This window comes from Brucella sp. IR068 (assembly GCF_049065885.1).
Lineage (GTDB): Bacteria > Pseudomonadota > Alphaproteobacteria > Rhizobiales > Rhizobiaceae > Brucella > Brucella intermedia.
On record NZ_JBAKHE010000002.1, the window covers coordinates 384,260 to 403,668 of the forward strand.

Below are 19,409 nucleotides of genomic sequence, written 5' to 3' on the forward strand. Positions count from 1 at the left end.
ACGGAATCAGGGCGAACATTTCTGTCCACCCCTCAATACCGCCATATAATGTGCCGGATCAGCCTTTCTTGGCTGCGACCAGCTCGTCGATTTTCGCGCAGAGGTTCTTGAGAACGAAGTATTCTTCGGTCGGAACCTTGCCTTCGTTCACTTCCTGGGTCCACTGCTCAAGCGGAATCTTGATGCCGAAAGCCTTGTCGATTGCAAAGACGATGTCGAGGAAGTCGAGGCTGTCGATGCCCAGATCGTCGATGGTGTGGCTGTCTGGCGTGATGGTGTCACGGTCGATTTCACTGGTTTCGGCGATGATGTCGGCGACTTTGTCAAAAGTAGAGGACAAGTTTCGATTCCTTTATTCATGGCGGTGCCACAGTTGGCACGCATCTGACTGTTTGCGCGTGTCTAGCGTTTTTCCGGTGATAGGGAAAGTCATAATACTTTCATAAGCACCGGTCTGTCGAAAGCGCATATAAGGCGCGCAACATGCGAAGCGCAACATAAAGGCAAACTCTTGTTTTGGAAATATTCTCAAAACCGAGTTATTGCGATGCGGTCAGGGCTCGTTTCTGACCCGCCTGATAAAGTACCACAGACCGACGGCGGCGCAGGCTAACATGACGATCGCCAGCGCATATTGAACCGGTCCGTTCCCCGATACGATCGCCGCGAGGCCCGATGCCGCGCTTCCCATCGTACCCAGAGCTTCAGGGTGCATCAAAGCGGATGTGACCGCCGTATCGCCCTGACGTGCTTTCGTCGGCGCTACATCGTTCAGGGCGGAAACCGGGCGAGGGACCGGCGACTTGTCAGCCAGCGCCAGCGCGCGGGCCCGCACCCGCTCAACGCGCGCCAGCCAGCCTTTTCCGAAGATGGAAGCCGTCGACAGGCCTTTCAGCCAGGATGCACGGGCGTCGCATAATGCATTGATGATCTCGCCGGCAGGCCGGATGCTCGCAGCCGCAACCGTCTTCGCGCCAATCACGCCATCCTCCGGCACGCCCAGGACGCCTTGCAGCATCTTGGCCGCGCGCCCGGGGCCTGAATTGACTGCAAAGTCGAACACCGCATAGTCGATGCCGGAAGGCAGGTTGTCGCCGTCGATCTTGTTCCAGAACTGCGCCTGATAGATTTTCGTGGCGGTGGCCGCGGTCAGGTTCTGTACATCTTCCGGCGATACGCGATGCCCCTCCCATGCAGACAGGGTGGCGATGGTGATGCCCATATTGGTCGCGCCGCCGGGATCGGCGGGGTTGTTTGCGTAACCGCCTTCTTCACTGAAAATATAAGGCATGACTTTCTGGAAATTCGACTTCATTTGAAAAGCCTCTAAATTAGTCTTTAGCCATAATAATCAATAATTTACATGCCATGATAACATCAGTTTCCCGCGGGAAAACAGTCCGAAATTCATCTGTCATCCTGATCGATCAAGTTATGTTCAAAATCATTATTTGATCATCTTGCATCTTGCGTCCCGCGCATGGATGCGGATTCATGGGCAACTCAACGCTGCATCATTTACAGGCGGGCAAACGTGAATTCGGAAATCTTTGGGTATGCACCGGACGGGCAGGCGGTTCACCGGCTCACTATCTCCAACGGCCCGCTGACGGCCAGGATCATAAGCTGGGGCGCGGCCATCCAGGATTTGCGCATGGAGGGCCACGAAGCCCCGCTGGTGATCGGTTATCGCGACTTTGCCGATTATCCGGCGCATTCGCCGCATTTGGGGGCGATTGCGGGCCGTTCGGCCAACCGTATCCGCAATGCCCGCTTTGAACTGGACGGAACGACCTATGAGGTCGAGCCGAATTTTCAGGGCCGCCACAATCTGCATGGCGGCAGCAAGGGATTGGGCAATCGCGTCTGGAAGATAACAGGGACGGGGCCGGATTTCGTGACGCTGGCCACGGTGGCCGCCGACGGCGAAATGGGCTTTCCCGGCAACCTGAATGTAAGCTGCACCTACATGCTCAATGCGGACGGAACGCTCATCGTTCGGCTGGAGGCGGTGACCGACAAGACGACCGTCTGCAACCTGCTGCATCACAGCTACTTCAATCTCGATGATGGCGGCGAGGGCGATATTCTCGATCACCAGCTTAAAATCGAGGCGGATGCCTATATGCCGGTCGATGAAGCTCTCATTCCGGACGGGCGCGTGCTGCCGGTCAAAGGGACGCCATATGATTTCCGGGATTTCCGCCCGATTCGCTTCGAGGAGAACGGCGCCCAGGTCCAGTATGACAGCAATTTCTGTCTGGCTGCGACTCGCGGGCCATTGCGTCCCTGCGCGTCAGTGAAGGGCGCGCGCTCCGGCATTCGCCTCGATATATCGACGACGGAGCCGGGCGTTCAGTTCTATGCGGGAAACACCATGGCCAATGACTGCATCGGCCTTATGGGCAAGCCCTACGGAAAACATGCAGGCTTCTGCCTGGAGCCGCAGATATGGCCCGGATCGCTGGAATATCCGTATTTCCCGCAGGCAATATTGCGTCCGGGCGAGATTTACGCCCAGACCAGCCATTTCAGCTTTTCACGCGAAAGATAATTAAAGCGCATCCCGAAAAGTGTGAAACGGTTTTCGGAAAAGATGCGCGTCAAAACAAATGATTAGAGCGCCGATCTGATCCCAGTCCGATCGAAACGCGCCCTAATCGGCAAAGGCGGCGCGTGCGGTTTCCATCGGGGCAAGCGCGCCGCGTATCTCGACCACGCGGGCTGCTACCAGATGCGCCTTGCGGGCTGCCTCCACCGGGGTAAGCCCGTTCAGCCGCGCCGCGAGATAGGCGCCGTTGAAGCTGTCTCCTGCGCCCGTCGTGTCCACCGCTTGCGCAACGACGGAAGGCACCAGCACTCTTTCCTCGCCGGTGGCGACGAGCGCGGGTTCCGTGCCGTCCTTGACGACGATCTCTTTTACGCCAAGCCCGGCAAGGCGATCAGCGCAGGCGCTGGCGTCCTTGTCGCCGAAGAGCGCCTGTTCGTCCGGGAAGGTGGGCAGCGCAATATCGGCAATGCGCATTGCTTCGCTGATGATATCCTGCGCGGCCTTGCGGTCCGGCCACAGCTGGTGGCGGAAATTCGGGTCGAAGGCAATCCGCGAACCGGCGGCGCGGCATTGCCGCAGGACGTCGAAGAACGTGTCGCGATGCTCGGGCAGGATGATGGCGACCGAAATACCCGAAAAATAGATGATGTCGCGCCCGGTCAGGCTCTTTTCCAGCGCTTCGCGGTCACTGGCCAGACGCCTTGCGGCGGCGTCGCTGCGCCAATAGGTGAAGGAGCGTTCGGCGCCGTTGAGCGTGATTGCATAAAGGCCGGGATGCAGCCCGTCGATGATGGGGCTATGGGCGATACCGAGACCGTTTGAGGTCAGGAACACGCGCTGTTTCTGGGAGAAACTGTCCTCGCCGAAGGCGGTCACATATTCGACGGGATAGGATTTTTCCATCAGCGCCCGCATGTACCACGCAGTGTTGAGCGTATCGCCCGCAAAACCCATGCGCCACTGGTCGCCTTCATTGCCAGAAAGCTCGATCATGCATTCGCCGATAGACGCAAATCCGCCCATTTCAGTCTCCTCACTTCCAATGGGGCTAACGCCTATACTAATTTGCGGCTATGTAAAATTGGTTTGTCGGCATTTCGTCAGCTGTCATCCGGCCTTTATCGACTTGCCACATTCATTGTGTAAGCATCCGCCGACCGCATCGCTTCCCAAAGCGGGACAGCTTTTCAAAAGCGCGATGCATTGCCTGATATTCTGGAGTTCCGCTGACGTCGTGTCGCGAACCTCGCCTAAGGATTTGACATGCGTTATGCGATTTATTTCACGCCGCCATCCAACGATGCGCTTTTGAAGGTTGCCGCAAACTGGCTCGGACGCAATGCGTTCAGTGGCGAGCCGGTAAAGATGCCTGCGATTCGCTCGCTTGCCACCGATGAAATCGCCCAACTGACCGAAGAGCCGCGCCGCTACGGCTTTCATGCGACGATGAAGGCTCCCTTCCGTCTGGATGAGAAACACACGGAAAACGATCTGCTTTCCGCGTTGATGCATTTTGCTTCGTCGGCGTCGCCTGTCACGATTCCCCGCCTGAAACTTCACGCGATTGGGCCGTTCTTCGCGCTTGTGCCCGAAGAACCGGTGGCCGAGCTGAACCAGCTCGCCAACGATGTCGTGGTTGCCTTCGACCGGTTTCGCGCCCCGCTCACCGAGGCGGAAATAGCCCGGCGACGGCCGGAACGTCTCAGCGAGGCGCAGCGGCACAATATCGAGCGCTGGGGCTATCCTTATGTTTTTGAGGAATTCCGCTTTCACATGACCCTGACCGGACCGGTGGAGGAGAAAGACCGCGCTCGCGTGGAGCGGACGCTGGATGAATTCTTCACGCCGCTGCTGGATGACGCCGTGGAGGTTGCGAATCTCGCCCTGTTCGTGGAACCTGAGAAAGGGGCGCCTTTCCAGATTCATTCACTGCATCCACTGACAGGCGGCAAGGCAGCATCGGCTCGCGCCTCACGAGCGGTTGGGAGGCCATAACCAATGGGAAATGAAACGGTTCTGCGCAACGCACGCATCGTGCTGGCCGACGACGTTGTCCTCGGTTCCCTGAAGCTCGTGGATGGCAGGATAGCCGATATTTCCGCCGGTGCATCCAGTACCGGCGAGGATATGGAAGGCGACTTCCTGACGCCCGGTCTGGTCGAACTGCATACGGATCATCTCGAAGGGCACTATGCGCCGCGCCCGAAAGTGCGCTGGAACCCGATTGCCGCCGTGCAGGCGCACGACGCACAGATTGCCGCCTCGGGAATCACCACCGTTTTCGACGCCCTGCGCATCGGCTTCGATGACGACGCCGAAACGGGTATCGATGATATGCGCAAGCTTTCTTCGGCAATTGCCGAGGGCCGCGCGGCGGGGCGCTTGCGCGCCGACCATTTCCTGCATCTGCGCTGCGAGGTTTCAGCACCCGATTGCCTTCCGGCCTTTGAAAAATTCGGCAACCAGCCGCTGGTCAGGCTGGTGTCCCTGATGGATCACGCGCCGGGCCAGCGCCAGTTTACCGATATCGAAAGCTACAAGACCTATTTCCTCCGCAAGCTGAAATTCTCGGAAGAGGAGTTCAGGCTCTATTGCGAGCGCCGTATCGGCCAGTCGCAGCAATATTCCGCACCGACGCGCAAGGCGATTGCCGAACTGTGCCATCAGCGCGGGGTTATTCTCGCAAGCCATGACGACGCGACGGTCGAGCATGTGGCGGAGGCGCAGGCGCAGGGGATACGCGTTGCCGAATTTCCAACGACCCACACGGCTGCCAAGGCTTCAAAAGTTTCCGGTATGTCGGTTCTGATGGGCGCGCCGAACGTGGTGCGCGGCGGTTCGCATTCTGGAAATGTCTCCGCGCGTGAACTGGCCGAAGCCGGAAATCTCGACATCATATCGTCGGACTATATCCCGGCCAGCATGATGCAATCGGCCTTTTTCCTCGCCGATGTCGTGGAAAGCATCTCCTTGCCGCAGGCCATTCGTCTGGTTTCCGCCAATCCTGCGCGCGCCGTGGGGCTGGAGGATCGCGGCGAGATCGTTGCCGGCAAGCGGGCCGACCTCGTCCGCGTACAGATCGCCGATCACGTTCCCATCATCCGCACCGTCTGGCGCGAGGGGCGGCGGGTTATTTAGCCTACAGGGTCGGGCGCCGTCGGTTCCAGCCCCAGCCTGCCGTCGCTCAGGATATCGAGCTGCAGATTGCGATAGCTCTGGATGCTGAGATGGGAAGTCTGGGGCGAATGCGGATGCGTCGCGGTTACTACGACAACGCTCGCACCGGCAGTTTCTCCGGCAACGATACCGGCTGGCGCATCCTCGAACACAAGGCAGTTGTGCGGATCGAATCCAAGCCGTTTCGCGCCAAGCTGGAAGCATTCAGGGCTCGGCTTGCCGCGCTCGACATCTTCGGCTGACACGATGGTCTTGGGCATCGGCAATCCCGCGGCCGCGACGCGACGGCGCGCCAGTTCGAGCGGCGCAGAGGTTACAATCGCCCAGCGGTCTTCCGGCAGCGCGCTCAGAAACTCATGCGCGCCATCGATGGGCGCGATGCCTTCCAGATCGGCCATTTCGGCCTGAAGCAATATTTCCGCCTCGCGGATCGGGTCGACGCCGGGCAAGGCAAGGCGGCGGACGGTTTCCACTGCGCGAACACCGTGGATGGTCGGCAGGAATGTAACCGGATCGATGCCGTGGCGTATCGCCCATTCGCTCCACACCCGTTCGGTTGCCTCGATGGAGCTCAATATCGTGCCGTCCATGTCGAACAGAAACGCATCGAATGATTTGCCGAAAGGGGAAAAGGAGGTCACGCCGAATTTCCTTGAATTATGCAGATGAGAATCGGGAATGCTTCTGCACTCAATCATAGTGCGTCTTCGGCGAGAAGACAGTCGCGGAGGGACGAGAGTTTGTCTCTGGTGTGAATTTTTTCTGCGCCTCACTATATAAAGCGCTGGTGGCCGCGATGGCGGCGAAACTTGATCATTTCGATCAATTGTGGCTTTTGGCACCCTTCCGAACTTGAATAAATGTCGAAAGCGCCGACCGCGACTGAATCGCATTCTCAGGATTGTTGTATAAATGACTGAAACAAAATCAAAAAATCGCAACTATCCGAACGTTCGTTTTGCCGTTGCGCCCATGATCGACTGGTCGGACCGGCATTGCCGCTATTTTCACAGGCTCTTTTCCAGCCATGCATTGCTCTATACCGAAATGGTCGTGGCGGATGCCATCATCCATGGCCCGCGCGACCGGTTGCTGGGCTTCGACGCAGCCGAACACCCCGTGGCGCTGCAACTTGGCGGTTCCGATCCGGCAAAGCTGAAAGAGGCGGCGAAGATCGGCGCCGATTACGGCTATGATGAAATCAATCTCAATGTCGGCTGCCCATCGGATCGCGTGCAGTCCGGTACATTCGGAGCCTGCCTCATGCAGACCCCGGATGTGGTGGCGCGCTGCGTTTCAGCCATAAAGGAGGCGGTTTCCGTGCCTGTCACAGTCAAATGCCGCATCGGCGTTGACGATCAGGATGTGGAGGTTGCGCTCGACACTTTGGCCGATATGACGCTTGACGCGGGAGCGGATGCGCTTTGGGTGCATGCCCGCAAGGCCTGGCTGAAAGGGCTCTCGCCGAAGGAGAACCGCGAGATTCCGCCGCTCGACTATGATCGCGTCTATCGCCTCAAGGCGCGGCTCGGCGATGTCTTCGTCGGCATTAACGGCGGCATCAATACGCTTGATGAGGCAGAGCAACACTTGCAGATGGTCGACGCGGTGATGCTCGGTCGCGCCGCTTATCACAATCCTGAACTTCTGGCAGAGGTGGATGTGCGCCTTTATGGCGGCGAACAGCGCGATACCTCGATGGCAGACATCATCGACGAGATGTGCGCTTATATTGATCGCCATATCGCGGCGGGCGGCAGGCTGTCCCATGTGAGCCGCCATATGGTCGGGCTTTTTACCGGACAGCCGGGTGCACGGCGCTGGCGGCAAATCCTTTCGACGGATGCCACCAAGCCGGGGGCAACCAGCGATGTGCTGCGTCAGGCCCATGCCGTCGTGACCGAAGCGGCAGCAGAAGCAGCTTAATCGATCAGAATAAGCTGGTCGCCGCGGACGGTGAAACCGCCGAGCGTCTGCAGAAAATTCATGCCGAGCAGGCTGCCGGTCATCAGCCCTTCCTTCGTCACCATGGCGCGCACATTCTGGCGTTCGATATCGCCGATCTGCAAGTTGGCGATGGTGATGACTGCCGCGCTTGCCGTGCCATTGGCCGTCATGATCGGAACGGAATAGTTGAGCGAGGCGGTGTCTATGCCTGCGCGCTCCGCATCCTGCTGGGACAGGACGACCGAGGACGCGCCGGTATCGACCAGAAAATGAACGCGTGCGCCGTTCACACGTCCGTTCACCTCGAAATGGCCGTTGGCAGCCTTTGCAAGCGTTACAGTCAGCGCACCATCGGCATTGCGGCCCGAAATAGGGCTTCCCGGTACAAGCCCCGCCGTGACCCGGCTTGCAACGTCCTGCAACTCGTAACGGTACTGGTAGCCCGCAACGAGGGCGAGAATGATCACGGCCCAAACGGCCATGTTGCGCGCAAAGTCGGTCAGTTTGATACCGGAACCGAGCAGGCCGGCGGCAAGCACGACGCCCCAAATGCCCAGATAGGCGGCGCGGGCAAACACGTCATTGTCCATGCCCAGCGTTGAGCCGCCGTCATTGTTGGACATCAGCAGCAGGACAACAACCGCGACTGCCGCAATAATGAGCCAGAAAAAGCGCCCCATCAGCCAATTCTCTTTTCTACGATGATTTCGTGCCTGTCGGCGAGAAGCGACAGGACGGCTGTTCGCTCTTCCGCGCTCATGCTGGACCAGCATGCGATTTCGTCAAGCGTCCGCGCGCAGCCGAGGCAGAAACCGGTTTCCGTGTCGATCGTGCATATCAATATGCACGGGGATTCGATGGTTGACATATCCATGGATGCAATGTGGTTGCATCAAAGGGCCATGACAAGCCCGGCGAGCACGGCAATCGAACCGATCTGCTGTGCCGCGCCCAGAGTATCTCCCGTCTGTCCGCCTATTTTTGCCATGCAAAGTCGGGCGAAGCCGAAAAGCAGGACGGTCACCAACACCAGCGCATTAATGAGCGACAGGAAACCGCCGGAAGGTATCAGTGTAAGGACAAGAACGGCCAGCCCGATGCCGGAGCCGCAAACAACGGTCTCCCATTGTGGTTGGCCGACACTGTCGGAAAGCCCGCCCGGACGCGCCGAGGGCAGGGCATGCCAGAACGCAAGCATGCCAGCGCGGCTTGCCGATTCGCAGCCAATCAGCGCAAGCACTGCATATCCTGCGCCCGCACGGTCGATGACCGCGATCAGGAAAGACGCTTTCACACCGACAAGGACGATCAGGGCAAGCGCGGCGAAAGTCCCGATGCGGGAATCCTTCATGATGTCCAGCCTGAGATCAGCGGAAGAGGCGCCGAAAAAGCCATCGGCAGTATCGCCCAGCCCATCTTCGTGTAGCGCGCCGGTCATCGCCGCCAGCGCGCCAATCGCGAGCAGCGCACAGGCAAGGGGGGGAAGGTTCATTCCATGGGCCGCGTAAAGCACGATACCCGCCAACAGGCCCAGCACCGCTCCCGCGAGCGGAAATGCCCGTGCATTGCGCGGCAACGAATCATCGCCGTTTTCAAACCAGCGTTGCGGAAGCGGCAAGCGGCTCAGAAAGCCGAGGCTGCGGATCGTGTCGCCAAGGAGACTATTTCGCTGCAAGTCACTGTTCCACTTTGTTTCCGGCCCGGATTTTCGCGATAATTCGCCTCAATGTTGCTTCAACTCAAAGAGGTGATTTGAAAATTCGCGTCAGTGCTTATAGGACGAGCCCCACGAATTTACATCTCCCATCTTTGATTGGACTGAACCTATGAGCGCCAGCGGCCTACCTTTTGACGATTTCCGGGAACTGATCCGCAATCTGCCGGGGCCTGATCTGGGGGCGGAAAGGGCTGTTCGCGAGCGTGAGGCTACGCTGACGAAGCCCGCAGGTTCGCTGGGGCGCATGGAAGAGATCGCGGCATGGCTTGCCGCATGGACCGGAAAGCGCACCCCGCAGATCAATCGCCCGCTGGTTGCGGTGTTTGCCGGCAATCATGGCGTCACGGCCAAGAACATCACGCCGTTTCCGCCGAGCGTGACGGCACAGATGGTCGAAAATTTTGCCGCCGGGGGCGCTGCGATCAATCAGATCTGCATCGCTAACGATCTTGGGCTGAAAGTTTTCGATCTGGCGCTGGAACACCCGACAGGCGACATAACGGAAGAGCCAGCCATGGATGAGCGCACCTGCGCCGCAACCATGGCTTTCGGCATGGAAGCGATTGCCGGTGGAACCGACCTCCTGTGCATCGGCGAAATGGGCATCGGCAATACCACGATTGCGGCGGCCATCGCGCTGGCACTTTTCGGCGGAACGGCGGAAGACTGGGTTGGACCGGGCACCGGCTCGACGGGTGAGCTGCTTGAGCGCAAGCTTGCCGCCGTGCGCAAGGCGGTTGCGCTCCATCAGGCGCATCTGCAGGACCCGCTGGAGGTTTTGAGCCGCCTTGGTGGCCGTGAAGTCGCGGCCATGGCTGGCGCAATCCTCGCGGCGCGCATGGAAAAAATCCCGGTCATCGTCGATGGCTTCGTGGCAAGCGCTGCTGCGGCGGTGCTCTATGCCGCCAATCCGGAAGCCATCGATCATTGCCTGTTCGGGCATGTTTCCGCCGAGCCGGGCCATCGCAAGCTTCTCGCGAAGATGGGCAAGCAGCCGCTGCTCGACATGGGAATGCGCCTCGGAGAAGGAACGGGTGCTGCGCTCGCAGCCGGTATCGTCAAGGCGGCGGCACTGTGCCATGGCGGTATGGCGACGTTCGAACAGGCTGGAATATCCGGCTCGAAATAACGGTCGCCAGGTCATCAAAAAAGCCCGCTATCGAGCGGGCTTTTCTTTTAAACAAGTGCTTGAATGCGACGAAACAAATATTTGGAGCGGTTCCACGATTCCGTTTTTAACTGGAGCCGCTCTAGTTGTTGTCTTTGTCGAGCACCATGTAATCGAGCGGCAGTTCGGTCGTGTATTTGATCTGCTCCATGGCGAAGGACGACGACACGTCACGAATTTCGATCTTGCTGATCAGGCGCTTGTAGAAGGCGTCATAGGCGGCAATGTCCGGCACGGCCACGCGCAGCAGATAATCCACGTCACCGCTCATGCGATAGAATTCGATGACTTCAGGAAATTCCTGAACCACTTCGGAAAAGCGCTTCAGCCATTCGTGGCTGTGCGAGCTTGTGCGCACCGATACGAACACCGTCACCCGCGCATTGACGCGAACCGGATCGAGAATGGCCACGCGGCGCTTGATGACGCCATCTTCTTCCAGCTTCTGGATGCGGCGCCAGCACGGCGTCGTGGAAAGGCCAACTTTCTTGGCAACGTCTGCCACCGCAAGTGTCGCGTCTTCCTGCAATAAGCGCAGTATCTTCCTGTCGAGCCTGTCCATGCGTTTCCGTTCCCGGTTTTAGAAATCGTTTCCCGAACTTTGCGAATAGGTGAAACGTCATACCTTATGGTTTGCAATGACCGGAAGTTACAGGAAAAATATTCTGATGAAAACGCATGGAGTAAAAATTATTTATCGTCGCCGATGAGGTGTCGCACTTTTGCCTGAAGAACAGGCACCACTTCAGCGTCGAACCACGGATTTCGCTTGAGCCAGCCGGAGTTGCGCCAGGAAGGGTGAGGCAGGGGCAGCGCGATTCGCCCCGCCTGATTGGGCGTCTCCATGAAATGCCGCCAGTTCCTAACGGTCTCGGTCAGATTGCGGCCCCGATAGTCGGGCAGGTGATAGGCAAGGGCGTATTGCCCGACCACCAGAATGAATTCCAGCTGCGGCATCGCGGCGAAAACGCGGTCGTGCCACGTCTGGCGGCATTCGCGGCGCGGCGGAAGATCGCCGCCATGTTTGTCATAGCCCGGGAAGCAGAAGCCCATCGGTACGATGGCGAAGCGTGACGGATCATAAAACTCTTCGCGTGACACGCCGAGCCATTGCCGCAGGCGGTCCCCGGACGGGTCGTTGAACGGCAACGATGTGTTATGGACGCGAATGCCGGGAGCCTGGCTGCAAATGCCGATTTTCGCGGTATCCGAGACGATACAGACGGGATTGGGCTCGTGCGGCAGGGGCGGCGGAAACCGCGGTGTGTCGCGACAGATACGGCAGGCTCGGATCGAGTGTTTGAGCTCGTCCAGTTTTTCCATGAATTCCATCAGCTCCGTGGATAGTTCATTGGGGATAGATCATTTCAATGAAGGTGCGAATGTGGTCCCTTATATAGGTAAACGCATCGCGTATTACAGCCAGCGGCGGTCTGTGTTCGGTTGGCTGTCCAACGTTCGGGCTGTGGTGTTCCTTGCGCCACAGGGAGGGCTGCTCGAATTTTCCGGCCCAGATGCCGCGCTTGCCGCGGCGGGCGTCTCTTTCCTCTCGCTGATAATCGCCATAGGAAACGGCCCAGCCCTGTTCGACCATCCAGCCGTTGAGATCGGTTTCTCCAAGATAACAGCGCGCCAGCTCGCGGCCATACTGATCCCGTCCTTCCGTCTCGCAGCGAATCGAGGACTTGCCGATTCTGGATCGCAGCAGGTTACGGGCTTCCCTGCCGCAATCGTAAGACGTTCCAGCCCGGATACATTGCTGCTGCATCTCCGGCGCGTCGATACCCTTGAGGCGTATATGAATCTTGCCAAGGATTACCGTGTCGCCGTCAATCACATAGACCGGACCCGCCAATGCCTCTCTGGGCGCCGACCGGATCGGCAGATAGGCGATCAGCACGGCTAAAAAAGAAAAAAGCAATATAGTCAAAAGGATACTACAAAAACTTATGCCGTTGCTTTTGCGGGGCTGGCGATAGGGACGTCTGTAGGGACGGCGGTATCTGCTCATGGGTGCGCTTCCCGACTCCCTTGCATCCTTGATTGAGACAGACTGCGGGCTCGTGTCGATGGCGTCAACAGGAGCGGATTTTCGTCCGCAACAACAGCCGGTTTGTTGTCAATTAGCAACAGTCTTTACCGATGCTTTAGGCTAGAAAGAGCTATGGTAGATTTTGCCCATTTCCCGCCACAAACAGGCGTCACCGATCATTGGAAAGGCAGAAGCCACCAAAATATTGGGAGCCGCAAGCTCCAACAGGACAGGCAGGAATGACGAAGGGCGCGTTGTTGCACGGCAAACGGATTGGGAACAGGATGAACCCTGTTCACGCACCTTTTATTCTTTCCCATCATGGCAAGGCTTTTTTCGGCCAAGATCGGGTCTCAGTCTTGACGAAAACAGCGTGCATTCTGTCCTCCATGAATGTTTCCTCCACTGAGTGTGAAAGACCAGCGTTGTGATGCGTATCCGCAGTTTTTCATATAGCGCCCTTGCCATGGCTCTCGGCTTTGCCATTGCCTGCAACAGCGCCTTTGCTTTCGATCTCAATGACGATTCAGAAAAGTCGAGAAGCCCGTTTGAACTGTTCAAGTTCGGCTTCTCCGCTTACAAGAACGGTCATAAGGACGAAGCGATCAAGGCGCTGCGCTATGCTGCGGATCGCGGTCATCAGGGCGCCAAGTGGAAACTGGCCCGCATGTATGCCGATGGCGACGGCGTGCCTGAAAACGACTACGAAGCCTACAAGATTTTTGAAAAGATCGTTCGCGAAGGTTCGGAGCCGGGTTCGGAAAACGATTCCTATGTGGCTGACGCCCTCGTGGCGCTCGCAGGTTATGTAAAGCGCGGCATCCCGGGGTCGCCGGTTCATGCCAATCCGAGCATGGCGCGCGATCTTTATGTGCAGGCTGCATCGAATTTCGGTGATTCCGCAGCCCAGTTCGAGCTTGGCAAGATGCTGCTCGATGGAGACGGCGGAGAACGCAATTCCGTCCAGGCAGCCCGCTGGTTCCAGCTTGCAGCCAAGAAAGGCAATGCCGGTGCGCAGGCCATGCTTGGAAACATGCTGTTTCAGGCTGGGAAGACCGTTCGCGGCCTTGCCATGATGACGGCGGCTTTCGAACGCTGCCCCGCCGAGGATTGCCCGTGGATACGCGATATGCAGGAACAGGCGTTCTCGATTGCCGGTGAAGCGGACCGCCGCAACGCGATCGCTCTCTCTGGCGATTACAAGGGCGATTTCTGATCGTCTTCGATTTGGGTCTTCTCAGACCGCAAGCCTTATCGTAACCGGCACATGGTCGGATGGCTTTTCCCAGGCACGGACGTGCTTTTCCACGTCACTCGATATGAAGCGGTTGGCCGCTTCCGGCGAAAGCATCAGATGGTCGATGCGGATGCCGTTGTTCTTCTGCCATGCACCGGCCTGATAATCCCAGAACGAGTAAATCCCGGCTTCATCCGTTGACGCACGGATTGCATCGGTGAACCCCATATTCTCCAGCCTGCGGAATGCCTGGCGCGATTGCGGCTGGAAGAGCGCATCGCCAACCCACTGGCCCGGATTTCTGGCGTCTTCCGGTTCAGGAATGACGTTATAGTCACCGGCAAGCACAAGCGGCTCTTCAAGGGCGAGGCGGTCTCTGGCCCAAAGCTCCAGCCGCTGCATCCACGAAAGCTTGTAGGGAAACTTCTCGGTGTCCACCGGATTGCCATTCGGCAGGTAAAGTGAAACGACACGGACAATGCCCTTGTCGGTCGAATAGACACCCTCGATGAAGCGCGCCTGTTCATCACTGTCGTCGCCGGGAAGGCCGCGATTTATCTCATCCGGCGATTTTTTCGACAGAAGTGCTACGCCGTTGAAGCCTTTCTGGCCGTGTGTTTCCACATGATAGCCGAGCGCTTCGATCTCCAGTCGCGGAAACTGGTCATCGACCGATTTGATTTCCTGCAGGCAGACAATGTCGGGCGAGGACTCCTTCAGCCAGTGCAGGAGATTGTCGATGCGGGCTTTGACGCCGTTGATGTTCCAGGTCGCGATTTTCATACCGCTATGATTATGCGCTTGGGGAGGTGAGGGCAAGCAGCGTGCAATCGCGCGTCACAGCTTTTCATCGGCTGCAATTTCACTATCCGCTCATATTTCGGCGCGCGCCCCTTTGATTGGCGGTTTGGCATTCCTATCTGCTCTGGACAGGAGCCAAACAGGAGATATTCGAATGTTCGACGCCAAGAAACTTCTCGAACAGTTTCTGGGATCACAAATACCCGGTACGTCGGGAAGCGTCCGCGACAAGGCCGGGCAGGTGACCGATCTGGCAAAGAAGAACCCGCTTGCGACAGGCGCCATTGCCGCCGCCATTCTTGGCACGAAGACCGGGCGCAAGCTCGCGGGCAATGTGGCGACCGTGGGCGGTATCGCTGCCATCGCCGGTTTGGGATATCTTGCCTACAAGAATTACAAATCCGGTCAGGCGCCGCAGACGGCAGAACAGCCCGTTGCGAAGGAGCCTGAACTTCTTCCGCCGCCTCCGGCCGATTCTCCGTTTCACCCGCAATCTCCGGCAATGAGCAACAGTTTTGCGCTGACGCTTGTGCAGGCGATGATTGCCGCCGCCAAAGCCGACGGCCATATCGACGACGCCGAGCGCGCTCGCATCATGGAGAAGGTGAGGATTTCCGGTCTGGACGATGAGGCGGAAGCCTTCCTTGAAAAGGAACTTGCCGATCCGGTTAATCTCGATGTTCTGGTTTCAGCCGCGCAGACTGAGGAACAGAAGGTCGAGCTTTATACGGCTTCCCGCCTTGCAATAGACCCGGATAACCGGGCTGAACGCGGATATCTGGATATGCTGGCCGGTCGTCTCGGCCTGCCGGATGCACTGGTGGACCACATCGAGGCGACGGTCGCTTCGGTCAAGGTTTGAGGCCGGTTGTTTTCCCGCAGCCATGAAAAAACCGGCCGCCACACGGCAGCCGGTTTTAATTTTTTGGTGGGTTCCAGTTAGATGGCGAAGCTGGTTCCGCAGCCGCAGGCCGAAGTGGCGTTCGGATTGCGGATCTGGAACGACTGTCCCATCAGATCGTCGACGAAATCGATTTCCGAACCATCCATATAGGGAACCGAAATGGAATCGATCAGCACCTTCGCGCCGAGCTTTTCGATAACGATGTCGTCGTCGGTCTGCTCATCCACCAGATCGTACTTATAGGAGAACCCGGAACACCCGCCGCCTTCCACAGAAACGCGGAGGGCAGTCTTTCCCGGTTCCGATCCGAGAATCTTGGCGATCCGCTTTGCCGCGGAATCTGAAACGGTAATGCCTGTCATCTGCCTTGTTCCGTTTGCAAATGCGAATATCGAACCGGACGATTTCTCCAGAATTCCGATAGCCGCATACTTGCCTTCATGATTAGCTGATAGCTATGAACGCGAATAGCGGAAGTCAATGTCTGTACCGGGTCCGCACCGGTTTGTGTAATCATATTACAGTGAGGGATGCATCGCAATGTCGCTGGAAGGAATAGGCTTTGGTTATCGCGAACGCGCGCCCTATGCCTGTGATCCTGCGCGCAGCCGTGGCCGTCTGGTGCCGGAGCCGGAAAGCCCGACCCGCACGCCATTCCAGCGGGATCGCGACCGGATCATCCATTCCACCGCCTTTCGCCGCCTGAAGCACAAGACGCAGGTTTTTATCGCCCATGAGGGCGATCATTACCGCACGCGTCTCACGCACACGATAGAAGTTGCCCAGATTGCCCGCGCTTTGGCCCGCGCGTTGCGGCTCGATGAAGATCTGGCCGAAGCGGTGGCGCTTGTGCATGATTTCGGTCACACGCCATTCGGCCATACGGGCGAGGAGGCGCTCAACGAGCGCATGAAAGCCTTCGGCGGCTTTGATCACAATGCGCAGTCGCTCCGAATCGTGACCAAGCTTGAGCATCGCTACGCCGATTTCGATGGCCTTAATCTCTCATGGGAGACGCTGGAAGGGCTGGTCAAGCACAACGGCCCCTTGCTTGGCGCTCATGCGACGCATCCGGATATCCCGGTTCCGTTGCCGATTCTCGATTTCAACGAACGCTATGATCTGGAGTTGACGCGATTTGCCAGTCTGGAAGCGCAGTGCGCGGCCATTGCCGACGATATCGCCTATAACGCCCATGATATCGATGACGGCTTGCGGGCAGGGCTTTTGAGCCTCGATGCGCTGGACGAAGTGCCGTTGACGAAACGCCTGCTCGATCTGGTGCGGACGCGTTATCCCGATCTCGACCCCGTGCGAACCGGACATGAACTTGTGCGCCGGCAGATTACGATCATGGTGGAAGACGTGATTGAGGAAGCGCAGCGCCGTCTGGCTGCGGCAAAACCGAAGAGCGTGGATGACGTGCATGATCAATCGCGTGCGCTGGTGGCATTTTCCGACGCCATGCGAACCGATGAAAAGGTGCTGAAGCGCTTTCTCTTCAAGAATCTTTATTTCCACGACAGCGTCGTGGTGCGCAGGCACGCCGCCGACAAGATATTGCAGGACCTTTTTGATGTCTGTTTCGCCGATCCCTCAAACATGCCGCCCGAGTGGCAATCGGGCTGCGAGCGGCTGGATGAAGCGGCACGGGCGCGGCGGGTTGCCGACTATCTTGCCGGGATGACTGACAATTATGCCGTGCGAGAACACCGACGATTGTTTGACCGCACACCCGATTTAGCTTAATCGGGGCTAAACGAAGCGGCATTGTCGGCAAACCGGCTGGATTCCGCAGAAAATCAAGGCATTTTCGAGCCAAAAGTGCGAAGCGGTTTTGCATCGGACAATGCGACAAAACAAAGCCCGGCGTAAGCCTGACAGGACAGACCATGAATATCTTTGCAGATTTCGACGCACGTATCAAAAAGACGTTGCAAGATATTGATCTGAAACCGAAAGACGGTAGCGAACTGGACCTCTCGCGCATCGGTGTCGAGCCGCCGCGAGATGCATCCCACGGCGATATCGCCACCAATGCTGCAATGGTGCTTTCCAAGGCTGTCGGCCAGAACCCGCGTGAACTTGCCAGCCGCATCGCCGAAGCCCTCGCCTCGGACGAAGATGTGGAAACCGTCGATGTTGCCGGTCCGGGGTTCATCAATCTGCGTCTCAAGGCCAGCTACTGGCAGCGCGAACTCGCGGCGATGCTCAACGAAGGCACGGATTTCGGCCGTTCCAAGCTCGGCTCCGGCACGAAGGTCAATGTCGAATATGTTTCGGCGAACCCGACCGGCCCCATGCATGTGGGCCATTGCCGTGGCGCGGTCGTGGGCGACGTTCTGGCCAACCTGCTGAAATTTGCAGGCTATGATGTGGTCAAGGAATACTACATCAACGATGCGGGTGCGCAGATCGATGTGCTGGCGCGCTCCGTCATGGTGCGTTACCGCGAGGCGCTGGGCGAAGATATCGGCGAAATTCCGTCTGGCCTTTATCCCGGCGACTATCTCGTTCCGGTCGGCCAGGAACTTGCAAAGGAATTCGGCACCAGGCTTCTCGAAATGCCGGAAGCCGAAGCGCTCGCTCTGGTGAAGGATCGCACGATCGATGCCATGATGGCGATGATCCGCGCCGATCTCGATGCGCTCAACGTGCACCATGACGTGTTCTTCTCCGAACGCAAGCTGCATGTCGATCACGCCCGGGCGATTCGCAATGCAATCAACGACCTGACACTCAAGGGCCATGTCTACAAGGGCAAGCTGCCGCCGCCGAAGGGCCAGCTTCCCGAGGACTGGGAAGATCGCGAGCAGACCCTGTTCCGTTCGACCGAAGTGGGTGACGACATTGACCGTCCGCTGATGAAATCTGACGGTGCTTTCACTTACTTTGCCGGCGACGTTGCCTATTTCAAGGACAAATACGACCGCGGCTTCAACGAGATGATCTATGTGCTGGGCGCCGATCATGGTGGCTACGTCAAGCGTCTGGAAGCGGTTGCAAGGGCTGTTTCCGATGGCAAGGCGAAGCTGACGGTGCTGCTCTGCCAGCTGGTCAAGCTTTTCCGCGATGGCGAGCCTGTGCGCATGTCGAAGCGGGCAGGCGAGTTCATCACGCTGCGCGACGTGGTGGACGAAGTCGGCCGCGATCCGGTCCGTTTCATGATGCTTTACCGGAAGAACGACGCGCCGCTGGACTTCGATTTTGCCAAGGTGACGGAACAGTCGAAGGACAATCCGGTCTTCTACGTGCAGTATGCTTCCGCACGTTGCCATTCGGTTTTCCGTCAGGCAGCCGATCAGCTCGGGCTGGCCGATCTCGACCGGGTCGGCATGGCTGCGAATTTCAGCAAGCTTACCGATGAAAGCGAAATCGCGCTCGTTCGCAAGCTCGCGGAATATCCGCGCCTGATCGAGGCTGCGGCCATTCATCAGGAGCCGCACCGGCTTGCTTTCTACCTCTATGACCTCGCCAGCGCGTTCCATTCGCAATGGAATAGAGGCACGGAGAACCCGGACTTACGTTTTATTAAGGTTAACGATCCAGACTTGTCGCTAGCCAGGCTAGGGCTGGTACAGGTTGTTTCCGATGTGCTGACCTCCGGATTGACGATAATCGGTGCGGATGCTCCAACGGAAATGCGCTAGAGTATAGTTTGGAAGGTGAAGACCTTTTGAGACGGATTATACTCGAAGAATGGTCTCCGCAGTCTGCGGGCCGGTATATGCGGCTCGAGATGATTCCGGAGACCAGGCGACTGTCATGAAGCTTTTCAGGTCGAAAGACTGATTGAAGGCAAAAGTTGGCAAGTCGAACGGGTGGAAGGCCATAATGAACGCAAGTCATTGGTCTTCCTTCTGGCGCAGGAAACT

General features: G+C 58.0%; 21 protein-coding genes. 9 read left to right on the top strand and 12 right to left on the bottom strand.

Annotation, left to right across the window (positions count from 1 at the left end):
- Window positions 1-58: 58 nt before the first annotated feature.
- On the bottom strand, window positions 59-340 hold the full coding sequence (locus tag ACOWVS_RS04840; RefSeq protein WP_006466638.1) for an acyl carrier protein: 282 nt from the start codon (window positions 338-340) through the stop codon (window positions 59-61).
- Window positions 341-553: 213 nt separating this feature from the next.
- A complete protein-coding gene (locus ACOWVS_RS04845; RefSeq protein WP_021585036.1) occupies window positions 554-1,315 on the bottom strand; it encodes a glycoside hydrolase family 108 protein in 762 nt (253 codons plus the stop codon).
- Between the two features lie 219 nt (window positions 1,316-1,534).
- Here ACOWVS_RS04845 and ACOWVS_RS04850 point away from each other — a divergent pair, with 219 nt between their 5' ends.
- Entirely contained in the window at window positions 1,535-2,554 is a 1,020-nt protein-coding gene (locus ACOWVS_RS04850; RefSeq protein ID WP_031345972.1) for an aldose epimerase family protein, read from the top strand.
- Window positions 2,555-2,656: 102 nt separating this feature from the next.
- On the opposite strand, the gene ACOWVS_RS04855 is transcribed toward ACOWVS_RS04850, so the two are convergent.
- Window positions 2,657-3,574, bottom strand: a complete 918-nt coding sequence (locus ACOWVS_RS04855) for a sugar kinase (RefSeq protein ID WP_021585038.1) — start codon at window positions 3,572-3,574, stop codon at window positions 2,657-2,659.
- A gap of 240 nt (window positions 3,575-3,814) precedes the next feature.
- Here ACOWVS_RS04855 and ACOWVS_RS04860 point away from each other — a divergent pair, with 240 nt between their 5' ends.
- A complete protein-coding gene (locus ACOWVS_RS04860) occupies window positions 3,815-4,546 on the top strand; it encodes a DUF1045 domain-containing protein (RefSeq protein ID WP_006471770.1) in 732 nt (243 codons plus the stop codon).
- 3 nt (window positions 4,547-4,549) lie between these two features.
- Window positions 4,550-5,689 carry an alpha-D-ribose 1-methylphosphonate 5-triphosphate diphosphatase gene (locus tag ACOWVS_RS04865; RefSeq protein WP_021585039.1) on the top strand — a complete coding sequence of 380 codons (1,140 nt, stop codon included), beginning with the start codon at window positions 4,550-4,552 and terminating at the stop codon, window positions 5,687-5,689.
- Here ACOWVS_RS04865 and ACOWVS_RS04870 read toward each other — a convergent pair.
- Window positions 5,686-6,369: an HAD family hydrolase gene (locus ACOWVS_RS04870; RefSeq protein WP_021585040.1), complete on the bottom strand. Its 684-nt coding sequence runs from the start codon at window positions 6,367-6,369 to the stop codon at window positions 5,686-5,688. The genes ACOWVS_RS04865 and ACOWVS_RS04870 overlap by 4 nt on opposite strands.
- A gap of 271 nt (window positions 6,370-6,640) precedes the next feature.
- On the opposite strand from ACOWVS_RS04870, the gene dusA reads away from it, so the two are divergent.
- The gene (dusA, locus tag ACOWVS_RS04875) at window positions 6,641-7,654 is read left to right on the top strand and encodes a tRNA dihydrouridine(20/20a) synthase DusA (RefSeq protein ID WP_021585041.1); all 1,014 of its coding nucleotides are present in this window, start codon (window positions 6,641-6,643) and stop codon (window positions 7,652-7,654) included.
- On the opposite strand, the gene ACOWVS_RS04880 is transcribed toward dusA, so the two are convergent.
- The 3 genes from ACOWVS_RS04880 to ACOWVS_RS04890 are packed head-to-tail and all read right to left on the bottom strand — an operon-like array spanning window position 7,651 to window position 9,350.
- Window positions 7,651-8,355, bottom strand: coding sequence for a TIGR02281 family clan AA aspartic protease (locus tag ACOWVS_RS04880; RefSeq protein WP_021585042.1), 705 nt, complete (start codon window positions 8,353-8,355; stop codon window positions 7,651-7,653). The genes dusA and ACOWVS_RS04880 overlap by 4 nt on opposite strands.
- Window positions 8,355-8,549 carry a DUF1289 domain-containing protein gene (locus ACOWVS_RS04885; protein WP_021585043.1) on the bottom strand — a complete coding sequence of 65 codons (195 nt, stop codon included), beginning with the start codon at window positions 8,547-8,549 and terminating at the stop codon, window positions 8,355-8,357. Before ACOWVS_RS04885 ends, ACOWVS_RS04880 begins: the two co-directional genes overlap by 1 nt.
- An 18-nt stretch (window positions 8,550-8,567) precedes the next feature.
- Window positions 8,568-9,350, bottom strand: coding sequence for an adenosylcobinamide-GDP ribazoletransferase (locus ACOWVS_RS04890; protein ID WP_021585044.1), 783 nt, complete (start codon window positions 9,348-9,350; stop codon window positions 8,568-8,570).
- A gap of 151 nt (window positions 9,351-9,501) precedes the next feature.
- Here ACOWVS_RS04890 and cobT point away from each other — a divergent pair, with 151 nt between their 5' ends.
- Entirely contained in the window at window positions 9,502-10,521 is a 1,020-nt protein-coding gene (cobT, locus tag ACOWVS_RS04895) for a nicotinate-nucleotide--dimethylbenzimidazole phosphoribosyltransferase (RefSeq protein WP_006466648.1), read from the top strand.
- Window positions 10,522-10,642: 121 nt separating this feature from the next.
- On the opposite strand, the gene ACOWVS_RS04900 is transcribed toward cobT, so the two are convergent.
- The 3 genes from ACOWVS_RS04900 to ACOWVS_RS04910 all read right to left on the bottom strand — a co-directional run bounded on the left by ACOWVS_RS04900 (window position 10,643) and on the right by ACOWVS_RS04910 (window position 12,571).
- Window positions 10,643-11,122 (bottom strand): Lrp/AsnC family transcriptional regulator, encoded by a 480-nt coding sequence (locus ACOWVS_RS04900; RefSeq protein ID WP_006466649.1) that lies wholly within the window; start codon window positions 11,120-11,122, stop codon window positions 10,643-10,645.
- Between the two features lie 128 nt (window positions 11,123-11,250).
- Window positions 11,251-11,892: a uracil-DNA glycosylase family protein gene (locus tag ACOWVS_RS04905; protein WP_006466650.1), complete on the bottom strand. Its 642-nt coding sequence runs from the start codon at window positions 11,890-11,892 to the stop codon at window positions 11,251-11,253.
- Window positions 11,893-11,908: 16 nt separating this feature from the next.
- Window positions 11,909-12,571 (bottom strand): thermonuclease family protein, encoded by a 663-nt coding sequence (locus ACOWVS_RS04910; protein WP_031345975.1) that lies wholly within the window; start codon window positions 12,569-12,571, stop codon window positions 11,909-11,911.
- Window positions 12,572-13,022: 451 nt separating this feature from the next.
- Here ACOWVS_RS04910 and ACOWVS_RS04915 point away from each other — a divergent pair, with 451 nt between their 5' ends.
- On the top strand, window positions 13,023-13,808 hold the full coding sequence (locus ACOWVS_RS04915) for a tetratricopeptide repeat protein (protein ID WP_021585046.1): 786 nt from the start codon (window positions 13,023-13,025) through the stop codon (window positions 13,806-13,808).
- A gap of 21 nt (window positions 13,809-13,829) precedes the next feature.
- Here the strand turns inward: ACOWVS_RS04915 and xth are convergent, their stop codons facing one another.
- Window positions 13,830-14,612 carry an exodeoxyribonuclease III gene (gene xth / locus ACOWVS_RS04920; protein ID WP_021585047.1) on the bottom strand — a complete coding sequence of 261 codons (783 nt, stop codon included), beginning with the start codon at window positions 14,610-14,612 and terminating at the stop codon, window positions 13,830-13,832.
- A gap of 172 nt (window positions 14,613-14,784) precedes the next feature.
- Between xth and ACOWVS_RS04925 the strand changes: the two genes are divergently transcribed.
- On the top strand, window positions 14,785-15,492 hold the full coding sequence (locus ACOWVS_RS04925) for a tellurite resistance TerB family protein (protein WP_021585048.1): 708 nt from the start codon (window positions 14,785-14,787) through the stop codon (window positions 15,490-15,492).
- 77 nt (window positions 15,493-15,569) lie between these two features.
- Here ACOWVS_RS04925 and erpA read toward each other — a convergent pair whose 3' ends face one another.
- Window positions 15,570-15,896, bottom strand: a complete 327-nt coding sequence (erpA, locus tag ACOWVS_RS04930) for an iron-sulfur cluster insertion protein ErpA (RefSeq protein ID WP_006471759.1) — start codon at window positions 15,894-15,896, stop codon at window positions 15,570-15,572.
- 178 nt (window positions 15,897-16,074) lie between these two features.
- Here erpA and ACOWVS_RS04935 point away from each other — a divergent pair, with 178 nt between their 5' ends.
- A complete protein-coding gene (locus ACOWVS_RS04935; protein WP_021585049.1) occupies window positions 16,075-17,283 on the top strand; it encodes a deoxyguanosinetriphosphate triphosphohydrolase in 1,209 nt (402 codons plus the stop codon).
- Window positions 17,284-17,426: 143 nt separating this feature from the next.
- Window positions 17,427-19,184, top strand: coding sequence for an arginine--tRNA ligase (argS, locus tag ACOWVS_RS04940; RefSeq protein WP_021585050.1), 1,758 nt, complete (start codon window positions 17,427-17,429; stop codon window positions 19,182-19,184).
- Window positions 19,185-19,409 lie beyond the last annotated feature (225 nt).